Annotated in this window: 15 protein-coding genes; 11 read left to right on the forward strand and 4 right to left on the reverse strand. The window is 53.2% G+C overall.

Going from position 1 to position 21,396, the window contains the following annotated elements; genetic code table 11:
• Window positions 1-216: 216 nt before the first annotated feature.
• Window positions 217-891, forward strand: a complete 675-nt coding sequence (locus ACYVC2_RS25685; protein ID WP_461107312.1) for a hypothetical protein — start codon at window positions 217-219, stop codon at window positions 889-891.
• A gap of 196 nt (window positions 892-1,087) precedes the next feature.
• On the forward strand, window positions 1,088-1,831 hold the full coding sequence (locus tag ACYVC2_RS25690) for a DUF72 domain-containing protein (protein ID WP_461107313.1): 744 nt from the start codon (window positions 1,088-1,090) through the stop codon (window positions 1,829-1,831).
• Between the two features lie 177 nt (window positions 1,832-2,008).
• On the opposite strand, the gene ACYVC2_RS25695 is transcribed toward ACYVC2_RS25690, so the two are convergent.
• Complete coding sequence (locus tag ACYVC2_RS25695) at window positions 2,009-2,263, reverse strand: RagB/SusD family nutrient uptake outer membrane protein (protein WP_461107314.1); 255 nt, start codon at window positions 2,261-2,263, stop codon at window positions 2,009-2,011.
• Window positions 2,264-2,594: 331 nt separating this feature from the next.
• Between ACYVC2_RS25695 and ACYVC2_RS25700 the strand changes: the two genes are divergently transcribed.
• From ACYVC2_RS25700 to ACYVC2_RS25720, 5 genes are all read left to right on the forward strand, one after another.
• Window positions 2,595-2,981, forward strand: coding sequence for a hypothetical protein (locus ACYVC2_RS25700; RefSeq protein ID WP_461107315.1), 387 nt, complete (start codon window positions 2,595-2,597; stop codon window positions 2,979-2,981).
• 213 nt (window positions 2,982-3,194) lie between these two features.
• A complete protein-coding gene (locus ACYVC2_RS25705; RefSeq protein ID WP_461107317.1) occupies window positions 3,195-7,601 on the forward strand; it encodes a CusA/CzcA family heavy metal efflux RND transporter in 4,407 nt (1,468 codons plus the stop codon).
• Between the two features lie 8 nt (window positions 7,602-7,609).
• Window positions 7,610-8,818 (forward strand): efflux RND transporter periplasmic adaptor subunit, encoded by a 1,209-nt coding sequence (locus ACYVC2_RS25710; protein WP_461107319.1) that lies wholly within the window; start codon window positions 7,610-7,612, stop codon window positions 8,816-8,818.
• Between the two features lie 878 nt (window positions 8,819-9,696).
• On the forward strand, window positions 9,697-11,154 hold the full coding sequence (locus tag ACYVC2_RS25715; RefSeq protein WP_461107321.1) for an alkaline phosphatase PhoX: 1,458 nt from the start codon (window positions 9,697-9,699) through the stop codon (window positions 11,152-11,154).
• 64 nt (window positions 11,155-11,218) lie between these two features.
• Window positions 11,219-13,039, forward strand: a complete 1,821-nt coding sequence (locus tag ACYVC2_RS25720; protein ID WP_461107323.1) for a cytochrome c peroxidase — start codon at window positions 11,219-11,221, stop codon at window positions 13,037-13,039.
• 366 nt (window positions 13,040-13,405) lie between these two features.
• Here ACYVC2_RS25720 and ACYVC2_RS25725 read toward each other — a convergent pair whose 3' ends face one another.
• On the reverse strand, window positions 13,406-15,106 hold the full coding sequence (locus ACYVC2_RS25725; protein WP_461107325.1) for an IPT/TIG domain-containing protein: 1,701 nt from the start codon (window positions 15,104-15,106) through the stop codon (window positions 13,406-13,408).
• A gap of 43 nt (window positions 15,107-15,149) precedes the next feature.
• The gene (locus tag ACYVC2_RS25730; RefSeq protein WP_461107327.1) at window positions 15,150-18,035 is read right to left on the reverse strand and encodes a TonB-dependent receptor; all 2,886 of its coding nucleotides are present in this window, start codon (window positions 18,033-18,035) and stop codon (window positions 15,150-15,152) included.
• A gap of 310 nt (window positions 18,036-18,345) precedes the next feature.
• Here ACYVC2_RS25730 and ACYVC2_RS25735 point away from each other — a divergent pair, with 310 nt between their 5' ends.
• From ACYVC2_RS25735 to ACYVC2_RS25750, 4 genes are all read left to right on the forward strand, one after another.
• Window positions 18,346-19,047: a hypothetical protein gene (locus tag ACYVC2_RS25735; protein WP_461107329.1), complete on the forward strand. Its 702-nt coding sequence runs from the start codon at window positions 18,346-18,348 to the stop codon at window positions 19,045-19,047.
• Window positions 19,048-19,278: 231 nt separating this feature from the next.
• Window positions 19,279-19,668, forward strand: a complete 390-nt coding sequence (locus ACYVC2_RS25740) for a VanZ family protein (RefSeq protein WP_461107331.1) — start codon at window positions 19,279-19,281, stop codon at window positions 19,666-19,668.
• A 207-nt stretch (window positions 19,669-19,875) separates the two neighbouring features.
• Complete coding sequence (locus ACYVC2_RS25745) at window positions 19,876-20,238, forward strand: LytR/AlgR family response regulator transcription factor (protein ID WP_461107333.1); 363 nt, start codon at window positions 19,876-19,878, stop codon at window positions 20,236-20,238.
• 262 nt (window positions 20,239-20,500) lie between these two features.
• Window positions 20,501-20,806 (forward strand): hypothetical protein, encoded by a 306-nt coding sequence (locus ACYVC2_RS25750; protein ID WP_461107335.1) that lies wholly within the window; start codon window positions 20,501-20,503, stop codon window positions 20,804-20,806.
• 8 nt (window positions 20,807-20,814) lie between these two features.
• Here ACYVC2_RS25750 and ACYVC2_RS25755 read toward each other — a convergent pair whose 3' ends face one another.
• Window positions 20,815-21,018 carry a hypothetical protein gene (locus ACYVC2_RS25755; protein ID WP_461107337.1) on the reverse strand — a complete coding sequence of 68 codons (204 nt, stop codon included), beginning with the start codon at window positions 21,016-21,018 and terminating at the stop codon, window positions 20,815-20,817.
• Between the last annotated feature and the right edge of the window lie 378 nt (window positions 21,019-21,396).

Below are 21,396 nucleotides of genomic sequence, written 5' to 3' on the forward strand. Positions count from 1 at the left end.
CAAACAGGGAGAGGTGCGGGTGTCGCTTCGCCAGATCGATGGGCAGTTGCGTCTGGTTGTCACCCTCACAGACAGCGGCCCGGTCAGCTCAGGTTTTTGCGAGATAGCCTGACTGATGCGTCTACGAATAGCTCCGCTTTGGCGGGTCGATGCGATACTCACTCGTCGTCTTCGACTTTAGACAACTTCTAAATCAGGGGCCCGAGCCAACAATAGATGAAGAAGACGGTTATTGGATTCGAAACATTCACGTATCATTCAAAATCAATTGTTATGAACTTTTTTTCCAAATCAGTCTTTACGGCGTTCCTGGGTGTGGCTCTTATTTCATCCTGCAGCCGTCCGGTAGCTTATTTACAGCCGACCACTCGCGAACAATTTAAGACCGCTCAGAGCGAGCCAGTTACGGTAACGTCGACGGATCAATCCATCGCAGAAGACAAAGCAGAAAATGGGCTTGCCCCTGCTACTGCCCAGCCGGTCGGCTCGGTACAGCCGATGGCGCAGGCCAAACAGATGATGCGTCAGCTGGACACCTATGTGCGCAATGACAACGCGCTGGTGTCGAATAAAAAACTGACTCGGCGCATGGCAAGCATAAATCAATTTCTTACCAATGCCGAACACCAGTCGACGGTAGCAAACCAGTCGAAAGCTACCCAGAAGACGACCCTGATGCAGCGTCTAATGATCAAAAAGATCAACAGAAATATCAAACATCATTTGTCGCCTGCGTCTCCTGAGCGGGCCATGGCCAAGTCTGTTTTAACGGTCGGGCTGATCATCGGCATCATCGGTCTGATATTTTTACTGCTGAGTGTTGCTCCTCCGCTGGGGCTTATACTGCTGCTCGTTGGTTTAGTGCTTGTCCTGGTAGATTTGATTCGATAACAAGTCAGCACGTTTGCCGAAAGGAGAATGTGGTAAGTTGACCGCTCAAGAGCCTGGATTTGATCCAGGCTTTTTTGTTGCTGCGCTTCACAAACTCGCTCACTTTTCGAAAGCCTAAACGGCTTTAGTGAATCAGATCAAACTAAACGGCGATAAAACAGTAGCTATTACCAGTAACGTAGACTATTGATTCGGTATGGCCAGCAATAACATTCGGGTTGGTACCTGTGGATTTAACGGCTCTAAAGCTAAGTATGCCCAGCGTTTTGGCTGCGTCGAGGTACAGCAAACTTTTTATCAACCGCCCGGATTACCTACCCTTGAGCGCTGGCGATCACAGATGCCGGCTGATTTTGAATTTGTTCTCAAGGCCTGGCAGCTCATTACACACCAGGCCAAAAGCCCAACCTACAAGCGGTTACGAGCCCCTCTTTCCGACCAGGATAAGGCAGAAGCTGGCTTTTTTAAACCGACCGCTATTGTCGATCAGGCCTGGGCGCTTACCCTGGCGTGCGCCAGAGCCTTGAAAGCAAAAACCATTTTATTCCAGTGCCCGGCCAGCTTTACTCAAACCCCGGCGCATATTGACAACCTGGTCAATTTCTTTCGTCGCATCGAGCGCACGGACCTGGTCTTGTGCTGGGAGCCGCGTGGCCACTGGGACAAAGAGCTAATCAAAGAGCTATGCGAGGATTTAGCCCTTTGGCATGTGGTCGATCCGTTTGCGGATTCAACGGTCACACCGGAGCAATGTTACTTCAGACTCCATGGCCGGAACGGCTGGCGGTATGAATACGAGCAGCAGGAGCTGACCGACTTACTGGAACTGCTAACGCCAAACAAGCCTGCTTATGTTTTCTTTAACAACATCCACATGACGCAAGATGCCCTGCGGTTTCAGAAGTTGCTCGAAGCGGCCTCATTATCGGGCCAGGAGTGACCAAACTGAAAAAAATTATAGTTCAGCAAATGCTTAATAGCCCAAATTCTGATACATACCGGTCGGATTCAATTTGAATTCGTTGAAAGGAATGGGATAATAAAAAACCTTCGTCCCAAAGTTGGAGCGCTGAGCTACTCCAAAGTCGGCTTGGCTTTTGGTTTTGAACTAAGCTACCTATTCGTCCGGGGTAAAAAACCGCGACAGGTCGAACCAGCGCTGGTTTTCGAAAGCCAGTTCAACGCACTGTTCGTGCAGGATAGCCAGCTTGAGGGTCGGATACTTGGCACTGTAGGCAGGGTTGGTTTTGGCAACGGAATAAAGCGGCCGTTTCGCCCGCTCACGCACCTGGTCCAGAAAGCCAATAGCCGTGCCCTCGTCGCCCAGGTAAAGATTGACTTCGGCCAGCATCAGCAGCGAATCGAGGGTCATGGAAGACGTCAGAGCAGCGCAGGCGATAAGCCTGTCAAAGAAAATACCCCAGCCGGGCAAGCTGTTACGATGAGTATTGTCTTGATCATTCGTTTATTGAGGAAGTCCGAAAAAAACACAAAGGAGGCTTCCGGCCATAACCCCAGTTTTATTCCAGTGTTTCCATACGGTTACCTTTTGCAACAGAGGAACATTGTTCGCGTTTGACCACAGGGTCTGCCACCAGATGACGGCTCTATAAGAGTGGTCTATTTCTAAATTAGCGCTGTTTTCACGCTATCTTAAACTTTCTGATAATCTTTACGTTGAAGCAGGTAAGGTAAGCAGGTTTATGAAGTCGATTGTTGCTTTTTTGCTGGCCATACAGGTACTGGGAAGTAGTTTACTTCCGGGCTTTGGCATCGACCAGTCGGCCAAACTGGTCGATCTGGTGCAGCATTTTCAGCAGCATCGGCAAACCGAACCGGACCTGAGTTTCCTGGATTTTATGGTGATGCACTACGGCGCCAATTCGGAGCATCAAAAGCATCCCAACCACAGTCACCACAACCTGCCCGCGGTTGGGCACGCGGCTCCGGCGTTTACCGCCCCTTCGGTAGCTCTGCTCGCATTTGCTGCTCTTTCCGTGTTGTTGCTGGCGAAAACCGCCTGTTTTCGCTACGCGAATCTGTACTCGTTCGTCGGCGTATCGTCGCTGATCAATCCGCCCCGACGCTAGCGGCCGCGTACCTGCAGGGCGCATTGTATCCCTACAATTCCGTTTCCTGGCTTTTTTCCGTGTATTTTCTGGTCTTTCGTGCGTAATCCGCCCATCTGGCTGTATGCCGCAGTTGTCCAGACACTTCTGTCCGTCGGCCCCCTTCCGTCGTTCAGAGCCTGCACACTTTGTTTTCACAACTAACTTCTGGCTGACTTATCGTACCCCGTCGCGATGCTGAACGCTATCATTCATTTTTCAATCCATAATAAATTAATCATTGGCCTGTTTACCCTGGCCCTGGTCGGCTGGGGCGTCTGGTCGGCTTCACAGCTGCCAATCGATGCGGTGCCCGACATTACCAACAACCAGGTGCAGGTCATTACCAGCAGCCCCTCGCTGGCGGCCGAAGACATCGAACGGCTGGTCACGTTTCCCATCGAAGTGGGCCTGTCGAACATTCCGGGTCTGACCGAAATCCGCTCGTTTTCCCGCTTCGGCCTGTCTATCGTGACGGTGGTCTTTACCGACGCCACCGATGTATACTGGGCCCGCCAGCAGATCAGCGAGCGGCTACAGAACGTGACGGGGCAGATTCCTCCGGGTGTGGGTACGCCCGTTATGGCTCCCGTAACGACGGGGCTCGGTGAGATTTTCCAGTATACGGTCGTTCCGAAAAAAGGTTACGAAAACCGCTACTCACTCACCGACCTGCGCACCATTCAGGACTGGACCATCCGGCGGGCGCTGCTGGGTACGCCCGGCGTGGCCGATGTGAGTGGGTTTGGGGGTCTGTTGAAGCAGTACGAAATCGCTGTCGATCCCGACCGGCTGCGGAGCGTCGGCATTACCATCACGGACCTGCTCACGGCCCTTCAGCAAAACAATCAGAACACGGGGGGCGCTTATATCGACAAAAAGCCGAATGCATTTTTCATCCGTTCCGACGGTCTGATTCGATCTACCAACGACATTGCCGACATCGTCGTTCGCCTGAACGACCAGGGGCTACCCGTGCGGGTACGCGATGTAGCGCAGGTACAGATCGGGGCAGCGGTGCGCTACGGAGCCGTTACCCGCAACGGACAGGGCGAAACGGTGGGCGCGGTGGTGATGATGATCAAAGGCGAAAACTCATCGGCCGTCATCAAGCGGGTCAAGGAAAAAATTGCCCAGATTCAGCAGACGCTGCCCCCCGGTGTGCAGATCGTTCCGTTTCTGGACCGCACGAAGATGGTGAATAGCGCCATCGGTACGGTCGAACGAAACCTGCTGGAAGGCGCCACGATTGTCATCGTGGTGCTGGTGCTGCTGCTGGGTAATTTCCGGGCCGGTTTTGTCGTGGCCTCCGTTATCCCCCTGGCCCTGCTCTTTGCAATCTCGATGATGAACCTCTTCGGCGTATCGGGGAATCTGATGAGCCTGGGCGCCATCGACTTCGGGTTGATCGTCGACGGCGCCGTTATTATTGTCGAAGCGACGCTGCATCACATTACACTTCGCAACAAAGACAAAACCCTTACTCAGGCCGAAATGGACGACGAAGTCTACCAATCGGCGGGACGCATTCGCTCATCGGCGGCTTTTGGCGAAATCATCATTCTGATCGTATACCTGCCCATTCTGGCCTTGTCGGGCATCGAAGGAAAAATGTTCCGACCCATGGCGCTAACGGTGGCTTTTGCCATTTTGGGAGCCTTCATCCTCTCGATTACTTACGTACCGATGGTTTCAGCGCTGCTGCTCAGCAAGAAAATCGAGCATAAAGAGTCGTTTTCAGACCGGATCATCAAGCGGATTCATCGCTTTTATGAGCCGCTTTTACTGAGGGCGCTCCAGCATCGGCTGCTGATCCTGAGCGGTGCCGTTGGCCTGTTGGCCGTGGCGGCTTTTCTGTTCTCCCGCATGGGGGGCGAATTCATTCCGCAGCTCGACGAAGGAGACTTTGCTGTCGATACCCGCACACTGACGGGTAGCTCACTCTCCGAAACGGTCGATGCGACGCTGAAGGCCCAAGGGATTCTGCTCAAACAGTTTCCGGAAGTCGAGCAGGTGGTGGGTAAGATTGGCTCCGGCGAAATCCCGACCGATCCGATGCCCATCGAAGCCTCGGACCTGATGGTTATTCTAAAACCGAAAGATGATTGGACGTCGGCCACCACGCGCGACGAACTGGCCGGAAAAATGGCGGAAGCCCTGTCGGTGATTCCGGGCGTAACCTTTGGCTTTCAGCAGCCCGTCCAGATGCGGTTCAACGAACTGATGACCGGTGCACGGCAGGATGTAGCCCTAAAGATTTACGGTGAAGACTTGACGCAACTTACTAAATTGGCTAACCGGGTGGGAAGTTTGATTCGCACGATCGACGGCGCTAAAGATCTGTACATTGAGCAGGTTGGGGGGTTGTCACAAATTCTGATTCGGCTCGATCGGGCGCAGATTGCTAAGTTTGGGCTGAACGTGGCGGATGTAAATCGGATCATCAACACGGCCTTCGCCGGGCAGTCGGCGGGACAGGTATTCGAAGGCGAAAAACGCTTCGACCTGGTGGTTCGGTTAGCCGCCGACAAACGCCAGACTGTCGAGGATATTCAGAATGTGTACGTAGCCGTTCCGGCCAGTACCGCCGGACCCGCGCAACAAATTCCGCTGAGTCAGATTGCCCGGGTCAGTATTCAGGAAGCCCCCAACCAGATTCAGCGGGACGATACGCACCGACGGATCACGCTCGGGTTCAATGTGCGCGGCCGCGACGTCGAAAGTATCGTTGCCGAACTGCAGCAGAAAATAGGTCAGGGAGTTAAATTTCCGCCGGGTTACTCCATCAAATACGGCGGTCAGTTTCAGAACCTGGTCGATGCCAAAAAACGGTTGACCATTGCCGTACCGATTGCCCTCGGCCTGATTTTCGCATTGCTTTTCTTTACGTTCAACTCGGTGCGACAGAGTCTGCTCATTTTCATGGCAATCCCGATGGCGGCTATCGGGGGCGTGTTTGCGCTGTTGATTCGGGGAATGCCGTTCAGTATATCGGCCGGGGTTGGGTTCATCGCGCTGTTTGGGGTCGCCGTGCTCAACGGCATTGTCCTCATCGCCGAATTTAACCGGCTTCGTCACGAAGAAAACCTGACCGACTTGACGGAAATCATCCGCCAGGGGGCCGAGGTCCGGTTACGCCCGGTCATTATGACAGCCCTGGTGGCTTCTTTCGGGTTCATACCGATGGCCATTTCCAACTCAGCTGGTGCCGAAGTGCAGAAGCCGCTGGCAACCGTCGTGATCGGTGGCTTGCTGACCGCTACCCTGCTGACCCTGATCATTCTCCCCATTCTGTATTCCTTATCCGAGCGCAAAGCCGTGGAAAAAGAAGCGAAAGCGGCTAAGTCGACTGGATCGACCGCGTCCGTAAAAATCGCAGGGTTCCTGCTCCTTCTGTCGCTGACAACAAAAAGCTGGGCGCAGGGACCACAACTGGTTACGCTGAATCAGGCACTTCAACAGGCTACGAGCCGGAACGGTCAGTTGCAGACGGCGGTTCTGGGGGTTAGCCAGCAGCAGGCCTTACGCCGGACGGCCTACGACGCCGGGCGTTTGTCGGGTACGCTCATGCTGGGCCAGTACAACAGCCGACGCTTCGACAACAACCTGACGATCACCCAAACCATTCCGAACCCAACGCTCATGCGTCGGCTGGCTCAGTTGAACGACCAGACGGTGAGTGCCCGGCAGGCGGAAGTGGCCGTGACGCAAAACGATGTCCAGTACGGCGTAAAGTCAGCGTATTATGAGCTCAACTACCTATACCAGAAACGTAAACTTTTTCAGCAGCAGGATACCGTTCTGACCGAGTTTGTCAAAGCGGCTACCCTGCGCTTCCGAACCGGCGAAACCGGTAGTCTGGAAAAGGCGACTGCCGAAAGCCAGCTGGCCGATCAGCGGGTGCGGCTGGCACAGAACGAAGCGTCTCTAACCGCCAGCCGGAGCCAGTTACAGACCTTGCTTTATAGCCCGCTTCCGGTTGACGTAACCGCTGATCCATTGCCTAAACTTACGGTCAATGCCGAACTGGATAGTACAGTCTTGGCACGGAATCCGCAGTTGCGGCAGTTACAGGAGCAGATTCGGGTGGCCGAACAGAGCCGGCTCGTGGAGCAGGCCCGGCTGAAACCGGATTTTCTGGTGGGTTTGTTCAGTCAGACGCTCATTGGTAGCCAGCTGATCGATGGACAGGAGCTGTATTTCGGGCCGGGCTACCGCTTCAATGGTGGACAAATCGGTATTACATTTCCGCTGCTGGGCCAGCCTCAGAAAGCCCGGATCAATGCCGCCCGCATTGGCGAACAACTGGCCCAGACGACTCTGAAAAGCCAGCAGTTTACCTTAAATCAGCAACTGAAGCAGGCGGTTCAGCAATATGGCCAATACCAGCAGGCGCTGACCTATTATGAAACCAACGGACTACCTCAGGCGCAGTTGATCCAGACCAACGCCCGGCGCACCTTCAGCAGTGGCGACATTGGGTACGTCGAGTTTTCGCTGGCGCTGCAGCAAGCCTTCACGATCCGGTCGAACTACCTCGACCTGCTCAATCAGTACAACCAATCGGTTCTTTACATCAACTACTTACTGGGCAACCCCTAATTCGACCAATGACATCTCCCATTCATACTTTCTTTCTGCTGACCCTACTGAGTACGATCTTATGTGCCGGCTGTCATTCCTCCGACGGTGAAGGCGACAAGAACAGCACTAACCTCGCCGAAGCGACCCAGGCCAAAAGCGACTCGACCACATCAGGACCGGTCCGGGTGTCGCTCACGCAGGCGCAATACAACGTAGCAGCCATTCAACTCGGGCAACCTACCCTACGCACGCTCAGTACGACGCTGAAAGCAAACGGAACAATCGACGTACCCGCGTCGAACCTGGTTTCGGTTGCCGTACCGTTTGGCGGATACATTCGAAAGATTGATCTGGAACCCGGTATGAAAGTTCGGAAAGGACAGCCACTGGTCGTACTGGAAAACCCCGAATTTATTCAGCTTCAGCAAGATTATCTGGACACGAAAGCCAAACTCGAATTTGCCGATCTCGAATTTACCCGCCAGCAGGAACTAAGTCGCGACAACGTAAATGCGCTGAAGGTGTTCCAGCAGGTGCGCGCCAACCGGCAGAGTCTGCAGGCGCAACTGGCTGGTATGGTTCAGCGGCTGGCTATCCTGCATATCGATCCTGCCAAACTTAGCCCAAGCCAGTTGACCCGCCTGGTCACGGTTCCGTCGCCGGTGTCGGGGTACGTTACGAATGTGCCCGTCAACAACGGTCGGTTCATCAATCCCGCCGACATTCTGGTCGAAATCACCAATGTCGATCACCTGCACGTTCGGCTCAGTATATTCGAAAAAGACATCAGCCGGATTCACTCGGGGCAAATCGTCCGCTTCGGCATGGGGGGCGACCCGACTTACGTGCATCGGGGCGAAATCTTCCTGATTGGGAAATCCATTGCGGCCGACCGGACCATTTCCGTACTCGCGCATCCCGACGGTTATGCTGCCGATTTCATTCCGGGGGGCTATGTATCGGCTCTTATCGATGTAAAAACCCAGCCTCTGCAAACGATTCCTGAAGCGGCCGTAGTCAGTTACGGAGGCAAAGCGCTAGTGTATGTGCTGGAGAAGAAACAGGGTAATCCTGTAACTTATCAGTTTCGTCAGGTAGAAGTAAAAACGGGCGTTCGGGAGAATGGCTACGTAGCCGCGACGCTGCCCAACACTATAAATCCAGTTGTAACGCCGATTGTGTTGAAGGGCGCTTATAGCTTACTGGCCAAACTAAACAACAGCGAAGAAGAATAAATAGAGCCAAGTACCGCAGGAGCTGAGCTCGGCCGCCCTTTCCAGCCTTGTACGGTTCTTGCAAAACCAAATAGATTTGTTTTCAATGGTCATTACTACCTGGGTTATGACCGCTACCTGAACCGGTGAAATTTACGGCGGCAGCGGTAACATTTGTACGCCCGAATTGGCAGGAAAAACAGCAATGAACGAACGACAGCGGCTCGTGGCACTCGTTCAACGGCTAACGAGTCCTTACAGTGAGGACAGCGGACGGCAGACTGCTGACTATCGGGGATAGGCCCCGACTCCGCGCTCGACAACGAGGTATTACTAACCATACTGTAGGTGATTGGTGTAAGTTACGTGCGGTAAATTTGCTCAATTGTGCCTTTTCAGTTGCAATCATGTTTATGTAATTTGCATTAAATAAACTAAACGGTATTCTTATCTCTTTTTATTCATATATTATTGAGAAAAAATAGATTTGCCTTTCCCAATAGCCTTTACAAAAAGGCCTTTAATCTGTCTTCAGTGCTGAATTTCGCATGTTTTATCTGCCTATTGTATCCGAAAAAGTAGCTTCTTTACCAAACTCGTAACTCGTGTAAAAGTCAGCGTGTGCTGAGAAACCGCTTCCACAAACGGACTTTTTCGAATCTCGTAATACGTCAGAGAAGGCTCCTTATTCTGATCGGTTTGTGCCATGCAGAAACAGGCCGTTGTTTATCAAAGACCACTACCCTATAGTCTGCCAGGGTAATTCTGATTCAGGAAAGAACGGATTAAAAATTCATTAATAGATCATTAAAAACATAATAGACTCATAATCGCCTGATTATCCCCGATTGAGCACAAACCTGTTGTTTTGTGACCAGTGTTTTCTACTAACCTCGTCCATGCAACAGTCTCATTTTCTATTAGCTACTACAGCTTTTTCCCTGCTGGCCCTGACCGCCTGCCGCGATCACCGGGCTCCCGACAGTCCCGCCATTACGCTGCAAAACCGATCGGTAACCCCCGTTCTGGCCAAAGTTTTACCCAGTGCCGGTGCTAACATCAACCTGTATTCGCTGTTGAGCAGCGACGATCAACTGGCTCAATCGCCCAATTACGTCTTTGGTGGCTCGGCAGATGGAGCGGGTATCTTCCAGAATCCAGATGGCAATTATACCGTACTGGTCAACAACGAAGATAACTTCGCCGTATCGCGCCTTACCTTCGATCAATCGTTCAAGCCCATCAAAGGGCAGTATATTCTGAACTCCGACGGCGGAACCTGGCGGCTTTGCTCAGCCACGCTGGCAACCCCGATCGAACACGGCTTCGGTCCGGTCTTCCTAACCTGCGGTGAGAGTGGCCAGGAGTCGCGGACGCACGCGCTTCAGGTCGATGCCGACCCGCAGCAGGCCGCCATCTCTCGGGAAGTGCCCGCTTTGGGCCGATGGAGCGCCGAGAATGCCCTGCCCCTACCGAAAACCGCTTATCCGGGCAAAACTGTTATCGTGATCGGCGATGACGATTCCGACGTCAACGGCGGCCAGGTAGCTATGTATCTGACGAACACAGTCGGGGATCTGAATAACGGAGCACTGTATATGCTGAAGCGGACGGATGGCAACCAGAAGGAAATGGACATGACTACCGGCACCAAATACGACGTGGAGTTTGCTAAGATCGAGAACCACAAAAGCCTGACGGGCGCTCAGATCAACGCGAAAGTGAACGATCTGAAAGGCATCAAATTCGGTCGGGTCGAAGACGTCGATTACCGGAAAGGCGGTGGCGCTAACGGACGTGAAGTTTATTTCACCGTGACAGGTCAGAACAATACCGGCGTCAATGCCGATTACTCGCGCTCGAAATATGGTCGCATCTACCGGCTTACGCTCGACGCCAATGATCCGACGAAAGGAAAGCTGGAAGTGGTACTCAATGGAGACGATCGCAACGGTCCGGCTCAGACATTCCAGGACCCGGATAATATCTGCGTAACGACCAATTACGCTTACATCATGGAAGATCCGAACGAATACGGCGACGAGAAACACGATGCCTATGTGTATCAGTATGATCTGAATACCGGAAAACTAACTCCGGTTCTGGTGCTCGATCACCGCCGGGCCGAAGCGGATGCCGCAAAATATAATGTAGGCGGCACTTCGAAATTTGGCTCCTGGGAAAGCAGTGGTATGATCGACGTTTCGGATGTAACGGGTCGCCCGAATACGTTCATGCTGGGCATTCAGGCGCACACCTGGCGGGGCGATAAATACAAAGGTGTCGATGGCGGGTCGGTTCGCAAGGACGAAAATCAGGCCAGCCAGCTCATTCTGATCGAAGGATTACCTCGCTAACCCATTCCACATTTACTCCTGCCTGACCGGATACTATTTCCGGTCAGTTTTTTTATAACCCCTTATGATCTCCGCAGCAAAACAACCAGTTAAACGACCAGTCAATGGGTGGCTGCTCGGACTCGGTATACTGGGCCTGGCCATCGGACTGAGCTGGTACGTCTGGCTACGACCGCAGGTGTCGCCCGCTCAGGTCGTTAAAGCGCAGTTCATGCGCGACATCGACGAACTGGACAGTACGGTGAGCTACTTACAACGGACGATCCGGTCCCGGCAGCCCGCTCCAATCATACAGGCCGCTTTTCGCCGGGCACGGGTGGCTTACAAGCGCGTCGAGTTTCTGTCGGCCTATTACAGCCCGGAAACGACCAAAGCGCTCAACGGGCCAAACATTCCGGAGGTAGACGATGATCTGCGCGTCAACGCACCGGAGGGCTTTCAAGTACTTGAAGAACTGATATTCCCAGCGTTTAGCCGGCAGGATCAGCCGCAAGCGCAGCAACATGCCGCCGTGCTGCGAGCCAATGTTAATCGGTTACGGAAGATTTCGGAAGGAAACGACATAACGGAGAGCCACGTGTTCGATGCCATGCGGCTGGAGATGTTTCGTCTGGTTACGCTCGGCATTACAGGTTTTGATTCGCCCGTAGCCTTTCACTCGCTGCCCGAGGCCATCAGCGTGCTGGAAAGTCTGCACCAGCAGCTACTTCCTTTTCGGCTCACGAGCAATAACGCAGATCTGGACAGCCAGCTCAATCAGGCGTTTACAAAGGCGGTCGATGCCTTGAAGGCAACCGACAAGTTTAACGATTTTGACCGGCTTACTTTCATTAAGCAATACGCCAATCCGCTGAGCGGTCTGCTACTTGACGCCCAGAAGTCACTGACTATTCCGGTTTTCACCGAAAGCAGACTATTGAATCCGGCCGCCCGGACGCTGACCGATCCGAACGCGTTCGACGCCAGTTACTTCGTCAACTTTACCCAGCAGCGGATGACGCCGGAGCGGGTTGCCCTGGGTAAGATGCTTTTCTTCGACCCTATCTTATCGGGTGAAGCGGGCCGTACCTGCGCCACCTGTCATCAGCCGGAACGGGCCTTCACCGACGGCCAGGCGAAAAGTTTAGCTATTGGCTTCGGTGGCCGGCGAATCGCCCGAAACGCCCCTACCCTGGTCAATGCTGCGCTCCAGGCGGTGCAGTTTGCCGATTCCCGGGTTGTATTTCTGGAAGATCAGGCTAGCGACGTTATTCAAAATGCGGAGGAAATGCATGGGTCGCTGCCGGCTGCCGTCAAGGCTCTGAATCAGAACAGCCAGTACCGGCAGTTGTTTGCCAAATCGTATAAAGAAGGGGTAACTGAAGAAAACCTCAAAAATGCCATTGCCAGTTACGTACGCTCGCTGGTAAACCTCGACTCACGGGTCGATCGCTACCTGCGCGGCCAGCCCGTGGCCCTGACGACGGCCGAGAAGCAGGGGTTCAACCTGTTCATGGGCAAGGCCAAATGTGCAACCTGCCATTTTTTTCCCCTCTTTAACGGCACGGTACCTCCGGCTTTTCAGGAGACTGAAAGCGAAGTACTCGGTACGCCTGCCACTGCCACCGAAAACCAGGTCGACCTCGATCTGGGTAAGTTTATCCTGACGAAACGCGAGCCCCACCGGTATGCGTTCAAGACGCCGACGGTTCGGCAAGTAGCGCTGACAGCGCCTTATATGCACAACGGCGTTTACCGAACGCTGGAAGAGGTCGTCGATTTTTATGACCGCGGAGGTGGCAACGGTCTGGGTTTCAAGCTGGAGAATCAGACCCTGCCCTTCGATAAGCTGCAACTAACGCCGGTGGAGAAGCAAGTGTTGGTCGCCTTTATGAAGGCGCTGTAACGAATCGGCTGGTTCGGAAAGCATTTCGACAAAGGTCACTGTTCTGATTAACAACACCTTACCGTTCTTTAGCCAGCGATTAATAGGTAATGCCGAATCTCCGGATTCGGCTGTGCGCTAATTCTCAGCCGAATCCGGAGATTCGGCACTATAGTTAAACCCGGAATCAGCGCTCAGCGAATAGCCGGGCCGGCCGTACAGGCGAGATTGTCGTGACAACCTGGGAAAATCGTTCAATAAGTAGGTTTGGGCCGTTCTGTGAGCCGTGCCACGGCTCATAACACAACCGACTGAACAAGAAAAAAGGGTCAAAGCATCGCTCTGACCCTTTTTGATGATAGCTGTTTGAGACTGATAAAGTCGTGTCTACTTATCGTAGTCAGTAGTTTGCGGGTTGAAGTTTGTCCAGCCTGCCAGCCAGTTCTCCGTGTTGAAGGCACCCCGGTACGGAGCCGACACAAAGAACGGATCGGTTAGTTTGCCGCCCGTAACCGCTTTGGTAGCGTCCAGCAGGGGCGAACCCGACTGGGGCAGGAAGTTGGGAGCAGTCAGGTTGAAGTTCTGGGCGTTCAGCAACAAGGCTGTAATATCGGTTCCGATGATCTGGTTTTTGCGGGATGCCAGGTTGAAATAAGCCTGAGCCGCTGCCGTCGTTACGTCGCCAATGCCTCTGACAACGGTCGTTGAATTCGGAATTTCAGAGTTTCCGAACACGATTCCCTGCAATTCGATACTCCCGTCATTGATGTTCGCCAGCGTCCCATCCGTTGTGCCTTCCAGGCGCAGCCCTTCCGGAAAGCCTGTAAAGACCGAGTTGTAGATACTGATCTTGGTGTTACGACGAACGTGCATAGCCGCCCGGTAAGCGCCCGAACCACCGGCCGTATTGGCGTTGCTGGGTACCCCCGGGTTGAACGCAAAGGCACTGAAGTTGGCAAAGATGGGCGTCGTATAGGGTAAACCAGCCGTAACGGGCACCCCCGGATCGAAGTTGTCCGACTCAAATGCTTCCGAGCCCGACTGGTCGGCAACGTTCGGATCGCGGAGGGCTACGCCAAACTGCAGTCGGCCCGAATAGCCGTAGTCCGTATCGAAGTCATCATCGAAGGTACGCAGAGCGACCAGGTATTTCGCGTTGACCGTACCACCAAACCACTCGAACGCATCGTCGCCACTGTAAGATACCTGAACGTGGTCAATGGTCGTGCCGGAGCCAACCTGATAGCAGGTCAGGCCGTTGATCTCACTGTTCGGCGTAGACGATAAAGCTACCCCCGGAAATTCGATCCGAACGTACTGGAGCGTTCCTGAATTGTCGTTGGCGGTATTCAGATTCGAATCAAACGTACCTTCAATGCCTCCCTCGAACGCACGAGCCGTACCCTGGTTGGCTGGTGCCCGACCGATCAGAACCACCCCACCCCAGTCGCCGTATTTACGCGAACCCGCAGGCTGCGAAGAGGTAAACACAATGGGTGACTGAGCCGTCCCTTTGGCCTCCAGACGCGATCCACGGTCGATAATGAGCGTACCGGCATGGCTCAGGTTCAGCGGGTCCTGGCTTTGGTTATAGCCCCGAATGACGGTGCCCGGCTGTATCGTCAGGACGGCATTGTTGCGTACGTACACATATCCCTTCAACGCATAGATTTTATCGGCGGTCAGGGTCATACTTGCCGTAATGGAGTTGGGCAAAGTAACGACTTCCCGGTTGGACAATGTAAAATTGGCACTCGAAGGGCTCTGAACTGTAGTACCACCCGACGTAATCGAAATCGGGCCGGTCTGCGCGTTGGCCGGTACCACTACTGTCAGTGAGCTGGTGCTGGCTCCGGTCACCTGCGCCGTGGCATTGCCGCTAAAAACAACCGTATTGCTGGCAGGCGTTGCGTTGAAGCTGGTTCCGGTAATTACGATGGATGCGCCGACCGGAGCCTGGGTTGGGCTGATGCTGGTGATCGAGAGCGGATCGGGTGCAGGGGTGTCATTGTTCTTACAGGCCGTGGTAAACACCACCAGACCGGCAACAAAAAGCAGTGGGTACTTGAAACGATTGGTAAGCAGCATACAGAAGTTGGTTTAAATAAAGTACTAAATCGTTGAGTAATGCTTACGGCACGATGGTTCGGCGGCCGAAGGTGTAGACACCCGTCAGGGTCACATACTGACCACGGCGAAACTTAAGGTAGTCCTGATCGGCGCTGGCACTGCGCGAGGTAACGTCCGGGCCAATTTTTCGGTCGCCGTTGAAATCCTGTGAAAAGCGGAACGGCGCGTTGAAAATATCCTGAATACCCAGCCGGAGTTCGAATTGCTCTTTGAAGGTTTTGCTAACATTAAAATCCACCACATGCCGGGGCATTTCGTAGGTCGTTGGATCTTCAATGTTCCCCACCAGGAAGATGCGCGGCCCCGCTACATTATAAAGCAGGTTATATTGCCAGCCCGAGGTTGGGTTGGCGTAATACAACCCCAGGTTGATCAGGTACGGCGACTGATTCGCCAGAGCGCGGTTGCGATCGGTGCTGTTGCCAAATCGTTCAATGCTGCCGCTGGGCCCGGTGGCTTCGATAACGTCGCCTGTGGTAACCCGGCTATTGATAAACGATGCGTTTCCGACGATCTGAAGATTTTGCAAAAACACACTGCCGGCATTGGCAAATCCCTTCCGGAATTCAAGTTCTACACCATAGTTCCGGGCTGAGATCGCGTTGGTAAAAGTGAAGGTAAACGCACCGGGGATAGGAATCAGGAACGATTCGATCGGATCGGTGAAGCGTTTGTAAAATCCCGTAATCGAAATCAGCTCGTTTGGTGTGGGGTAGAACTCGTACTTGGCGTCGAAATTCTGGATTTTCGCCGTTTTGAGCGCCGTGTTTCCCTGCACTTCAATTTGTCGGGCAAAGTCATAATACCGGAAAGGCGCCAGTTCCCGCAGCTCGGGCCGGTTCACCGTGGACGAATAAGCGAAGCGCAGGTTCTGACGATCCGTAAGTTTATACGTAAAGTTGACCGAAGGCAGCGGACTGAAAATGCTGTTGTCGACCAGTGGGCTCGCCGATTGCGCCAGTCGGAGCGTCTGGTTATAGAATTCTCCCCGGAAACCGAGCGTGAGGTTGGCCCGTGCCCCGACGTTGACATCACCCGAGACGTACCCAGCCACGTAGGTCGTTTTCCCGTTGTAGGAGTCGTTGGCCACGGTGCCATCCTGAAGACTGAAACTACCTTCCCGGCCCGTTACGTTTTCGGGCGCAAAGGCCTTATCGATGCTTAAGCCGCTGATGCTGTTGATCAGGCCTACCCGCTCGTATCCGTAAAAGCGGGCCGCGAAGTCCCGATTGCGTCCCTCGCCGTAGAAGCCCGCCCGAATCCGGTTCGGCTCCCGGTCGGTGGGGTTGCCAAAGGTGTGCTCATAATTGCCCACTAAAGAGCCGACCTGCTCATTGAGGGTGGAATAAAAGCGACCGACGTTGAGTGGGTTGGGCTGAACCGGAACATTTAGCCGGAAGGGTTCGGGCTGACCATCGGTCCCGACGGCTCCCTGCGGACGGGTATACTGGGCGCGTTTCCAGTCGGGTTCCCAGCGGCCCGAATACCCGTAGCTGGCAATCCAGTTTACTTTCGAGAGTTCGCTCAGCGCGTGTTCACCCGAAACCTGACTGTTCAGGATGCTGCGGTTTTCGAAGCGCTCGGAATAACTCTGCACATCGACCCCGTCGATGACGTAGCTCCCGTTCCGGACAACGGTTTCGGTCGACCCCAGCTGATTGAACAGGGTTTTCCACTCCAGGGTGAAGCTGGGCGAGAAGCGGAATGTCCAGTTGTGCAGCACACCCAGGCGCGTCCCCTGCGCATAGGTAGCGTCGTTATACACCTGTTGAATATCGTTGGCCGTTGTGTTCTCATACAACTTCAGATTGACGTTGGAAAACTGATTCGTCAGAGCGTAGTTGATACTGGTCAGGTTGCTGATCCGGACGTTGCCCCACTCGAACCGCCGACCCGTATTCACCGCCAGCCGTACGTCCGGAGCTACCGAAACGTTTTTTAGCCCCCAGGAATTGGGCAACAAGCGGGCATACGAAGCTCGGCGTACCGTACTCAATCCGTTGAAAACGCTGGCTCGGGCCGGGAAGCTACCGGGCAGTTGCTGTTTGGCATCCCATAAACCCAGCAAGCTAAGCCCACCCCGTTCGTGCGACTGGACGGACTGAAAGGTCGTATTGGCCCGGTAACCCACGGTCAGGCCTACATCCGTGAAGTTCTGCTCAGGTCGGCGTTTGGTGTAAATCTTAATCACACCGCCCGCAAAATCGCCGGGCAGTTCGGCCGAACCGGATTTGAAGACGATCATCCGATCGAGGATGTTACTGGGTACGATATCGAAGGAAAACGAGCGGGATTCGACTTCGGTAGAAGGGGCGATAACGTCGTTGATGAGTACGTTATTATAGCGGGTGCCGAGGCCCCGAATCAGCACGAAGCGGTTTTCGACGATACTCACCCCCGGTACCCGTCGGATGGCCGCTGCCGCATCCCGGTCCTGCGATTTCTGAATCTGCATCGCCGAAATTCCGACCGCAATGGGCCTCATCTGCTTAATTTCAGTAATGACAGCGATCTCAGTGTTTGTAGCCCGGTTTCCGCGGACCACTACTTCACTAAGGGCTTTGCCTTCTACCGTCAGCTCCGTTTCGACCACCGTCGTATTACCGGACTCGACCCGTACATTCGGAATTTCCTTGGTCTGATAGGCTATGTACGAAATAACAATTTTCTGGGTACCGGCCGGTACGTTTGGGATGGTAAAGTTGCCGTCGACATCGGTCGTTACGCCCAGTTGTGTTCCTTCGATGCGGACAGTGCAGCCAATCAGCGCTTCTTTTGTCTGACCATCCCGGATGGTGCCCCGAACGGTTCCTACAGGAGCCTCTGCATTTGCTTGCTGAAGTATAAAAAAAAGAGAGAAAAGCAGGAATACCAGGTTCCGGTTCATAAGGCTAGTTTGTGTGTCGCTTTCGCCCCGCAAAACTATCGGCCCGGTGTTACCCCAAGATGAAGGCAATGTTATATAATTTTAATCTATTTTTAATATATATGCCTCTGTTGTTAATTTGCCGATAAGCGTAAGTTGTCGGATTCAGGTGATTAGCTTAATCGGTTGTCTGCCTGCGTTTTAATGGAAATTAATTTTTAGAAAAACGCGGGTCGTGAACAGGGCTCGACGCTTCCCGCGCTTTTTTAATCAAACGATATCGTCTCCTGAGCGATCGCGTCCGGCATTCGTTCAGAAACGACATGGAGTTATGACCCCTTACGAAGCTTCCCTGGAAAGAAAACTTTCGAAAGCCGTTGAACTCAGCTCTACGCTGTCTGCCTGGTGCCAGCGGGTAGGTTTCGGTGCGTCGGCTGAAGAAGCCATCCTGGTCAAACTGATTCAGCAAATCGACTCAACGAACCGGCTTTTCGAAGATCAGTTACAGCGGTATGAAGCGCTTGCCGAAAAGCGGCAACGAATGGCCGAAGCATCCGAGAGCGGCTTAAAGCTGCTAACCCGGCACTTGTGGGAAGATGCAGGCTATCAGTTCAGAACCGGTACCGTAGCGAATGATTTGCTCAAAATCCTTTGCCAGAAAATTCTACGTTTCGCGCTTCCGGCTTTTCCCGTTAGCCGACGGGCTCCGCTGCTCTGCAAAACGGTTCGGTTGTATGAAGATTCGTACGACCTGCTCGGGCAATACTTTAGCTGGCTGATCGACCTGCTGGAGGTCGTTCGGTTCGCACCGGTTCGGCCGCCTTACCGCCTGGCCGAGTTACGCGACTGGGCTCGTCAATACCATACGTTATCGGTTCAGATCCGGCAAGAAGCCGAATTGCTCAGGAATCATCAACTCACCAAAGACCAGCTCTATAAGCAGTTGAATCAAACAATGCGAACGGCAAAAGGCCGGTTGCTCATCTACAAACGCGACAGTCGGCAGATGGCCGCCCAGGTTATCCAGCCTTGATCCCAAGCCTATACGCGTTGGGGTGAGAACGCGATATGAGATGGTGTTTCATTCACATTTAAAGCGAACAATTCCTGGACATCCGGCTCTAAGGGAGCATTTCTCCGGCAGCGGTCAATTCTTCGTTGGGAGCATACCCGCGGGGGACGGCTATCGGCCCTGATATGAATAAATCTATCCTGCTTCGTAGATTTATCCGTTCAAAATGGCGAATAGCCCTAATTTAGTCGAATGCGAATTCTGTACTTTATCATTGTCCTTGGCGTTGCTTTGGTTTTTTATCTGAGCTGGATACCCGATCCGAACCTGAAAGACGTATGGTTTATTCCCAATTGGCTGGGTCGCTGGACCGACACAAAAGCCAATGAAGACATTCGGACTGGTGTGCCCTTCGTCATTCTTGGTTTATGCGCTGGTTTCATCCCGCTCTTTAAGTTCAGAAGAGGACCGGCCCGATGGCTGAGCTTGTGGTTACTACTCGTTGGTGTCGTCACCCTGGCCGAGATCGGGCAGCTTTTCCTTCCTCATCGCGGATTTAGCTGGACGGATATTGGTTGGGGTGCCCTTGGCGCATCGGTGGGGCTGGCCATGGCTGGACTTGTAAGTCTGAAACGATCGTAAATTGAGTAAATCGGTCGGATCATCCGAAGTTTTGGCTTGTAGGGGCAGCGTGTTAAAGCAGCATCAGCGGCAGGACCGAACGAACCGACTGGTAGCAAGTGGCCTTTCTAACCCCTCCGCATTAATTCCTTAAAGCTCAATTTGGTAGCAGCGGCATGGAGTTTGTCGAATTTATGGTTTACTTTAAACCTTTATTTCTACCACACCATGATCATACCAACTTCGCTCAGGCTACCTGGCCTTGAGCCCATTCCGCTTAGCCAGGTGCTGTATCTGCAGGGAGCCTGGAATTACACCACCGTTCATCTGATCAGCGGCAAGCAGCACGTGCTGGCCTGTACGTTGCGTACCATGCAAGGCCGAACCGGTTTTCTGCGCATTCACAAGTCGTTTCTGGTTAATCCGAAGCATATCATTGGCTTGAGCCGGGGAACGGCCCGGTATAATGGCCAGATCAAACTTACGGGTGGCAAAGAACTCTCGATAGCCAGACGACAATATGAGAGCGTACGCCAGCAAGTCTATGCTTTACAGCTAACCCCTGGGCTGACACTACCCACTACCGAATAGCGGCTTTTTGTTGTTAATTGTATGTGAGCCCAAGCCATTTCAAACCTAGTAAGCGTTCCCGCAACCACCAGAGCTCATCGGGCAAACAGCCGGTGGTTATTATTCCATTTTCGGGAGTTTTCGTATACTGGTCCGCGAAACTGGAAAAGCGGATACGCTACTAAAGTAGTAGCCTTAAGTAGCTGAATGAGCCTATCAACACGTATTTAAACATGTTGGCCAATTGCGTGTTAGACTGGTAACTAATTGACAATCAGCCACCATGAAAATAAGCTCGACCCTTATAGAAAAACGGCTTCAGTTAGCTCGTCAGCACCTTAGCGAGTGGCAAACTCATTTCACGGACGTCATCAAGGCTCGGCGCGAAATAAGTTATCGGCATCGCACAGAAATAAACCAGCTTCGTTCTCACGACTTCAGCTTTCGGGAACAAAGCGCCCTGCTTCAGCAGCAAGTTCGTGAGCTGAATCGCCTGAAAAGTGCTAATGAACAAAGGCAGCAGGCGATTCGGGAGCATCAGAATCAGGAAATTGACGCGCTGCAGCAACCCGATCCCGATCAATCTTAGCTGAAGGCCTATCTGTTCTTTTCAGCAACTATCCGTGCCTGTAACTGATCACATCGCTGGTTAAAGGCTTCCAGGCGCTGATGAATGTTTTCCTGTCGCTGCATGGCATCGTGGTTGATCGCATTTACCCGCTGGGTCGAGGCCATAGCTTCCTCATAAACCATCAGCAGTGGGTCGATCTGCGCCCAGAGCGCATTCAGGTATGGATTCATCAGCAATTCCGTTTAAATTAAGCCACTTCCCGACCGGATACCATCAGCACCATCCGTTTCCGAATACCCACAGACTGGTACCCATTCGACGTTCATCAATGTAGCCTTCCCGTGAAGTAAACGCAAACGAATTGGCTAACCGTGAACCATACTGATCAGTCCGCATTTGCCAAACCACAAAAATAACTCGTGGGTGACTAAAATCGAGGTATCGGAGCTCGGTCCAGGTTGCTTTTCATTCACCCTAAACCAATGTAAGCGCACAGATAGTCTGTCTGAGGCCGGGGCCGGAGCTGCAACGGCGTCAGGTAGTTCCTTAGCGAGCTCTTTTATGCGTGTCAGTATGCATCAACCCGCGTAGTTGTTTTCTTTCATGCA

The sequence above is a fragment of the Spirosoma koreense genome (genome assembly GCF_054777875.1).

Excerpts from the sequence above, each read along its gene's own strand:
- ACYVC2_RS25745 (WP_461107333.1), top strand. The coding sequence starts at position 19,876 with ATGATCATACCAACTTCGCTCAGGCTACCTGGCCTTGAGCCCATTCCG.
- ACYVC2_RS25725 (WP_461107325.1), bottom strand. The coding sequence starts at position 15,106 with ATGCTGCTTACCAATCGTTTCAAGTACCCACTGCTTTTTGTTGCCGGT.
- ACYVC2_RS25710 (WP_461107319.1), top strand. The coding sequence starts at position 7,610 with ATGACATCTCCCATTCATACTTTCTTTCTGCTGACCCTACTGAGTACG.
- ACYVC2_RS25750 (WP_461107335.1), top strand. The coding sequence starts at position 20,501 with ATGAAAATAAGCTCGACCCTTATAGAAAAACGGCTTCAGTTAGCTCGT.
- ACYVC2_RS25705 (WP_461107317.1), top strand. The coding sequence starts at position 3,195 with ATGCTGAACGCTATCATTCATTTTTCAATCCATAATAAATTAATCATT.
- ACYVC2_RS25690 (WP_461107313.1), top strand. The coding sequence starts at position 1,088 with ATGGCCAGCAATAACATTCGGGTTGGTACCTGTGGATTTAACGGCTCT.
- ACYVC2_RS25715 (WP_461107321.1), top strand. The coding sequence starts at position 9,697 with ATGCAACAGTCTCATTTTCTATTAGCTACTACAGCTTTTTCCCTGCTG.
- ACYVC2_RS25700 (WP_461107315.1), top strand. The coding sequence starts at position 2,595 with ATGAAGTCGATTGTTGCTTTTTTGCTGGCCATACAGGTACTGGGAAGT.
- ACYVC2_RS25755 (WP_461107337.1), bottom strand. The coding sequence starts at position 21,018 with ATGAATCCATACCTGAATGCGCTCTGGGCGCAGATCGACCCACTGCTG.
- ACYVC2_RS25720 (WP_461107323.1), top strand. The coding sequence starts at position 11,219 with ATGATCTCCGCAGCAAAACAACCAGTTAAACGACCAGTCAATGGGTGG.
- ACYVC2_RS25740 (WP_461107331.1), top strand. The coding sequence starts at position 19,279 with ATGCGAATTCTGTACTTTATCATTGTCCTTGGCGTTGCTTTGGTTTTT.
- ACYVC2_RS25730 (WP_461107327.1), bottom strand. The coding sequence starts at position 18,035 with ATGAACCGGAACCTGGTATTCCTGCTTTTCTCTCTTTTTTTTATACTT.
- ACYVC2_RS25685 (WP_461107312.1), top strand. The coding sequence starts at position 217 with ATGAAGAAGACGGTTATTGGATTCGAAACATTCACGTATCATTCAAAA.
- ACYVC2_RS25735 (WP_461107329.1), top strand. The coding sequence starts at position 18,346 with ATGACCCCTTACGAAGCTTCCCTGGAAAGAAAACTTTCGAAAGCCGTT.
- ACYVC2_RS25695 (WP_461107314.1), bottom strand. The coding sequence starts at position 2,263 with ATGACCCTCGATTCGCTGCTGATGCTGGCCGAAGTCAATCTTTACCTG.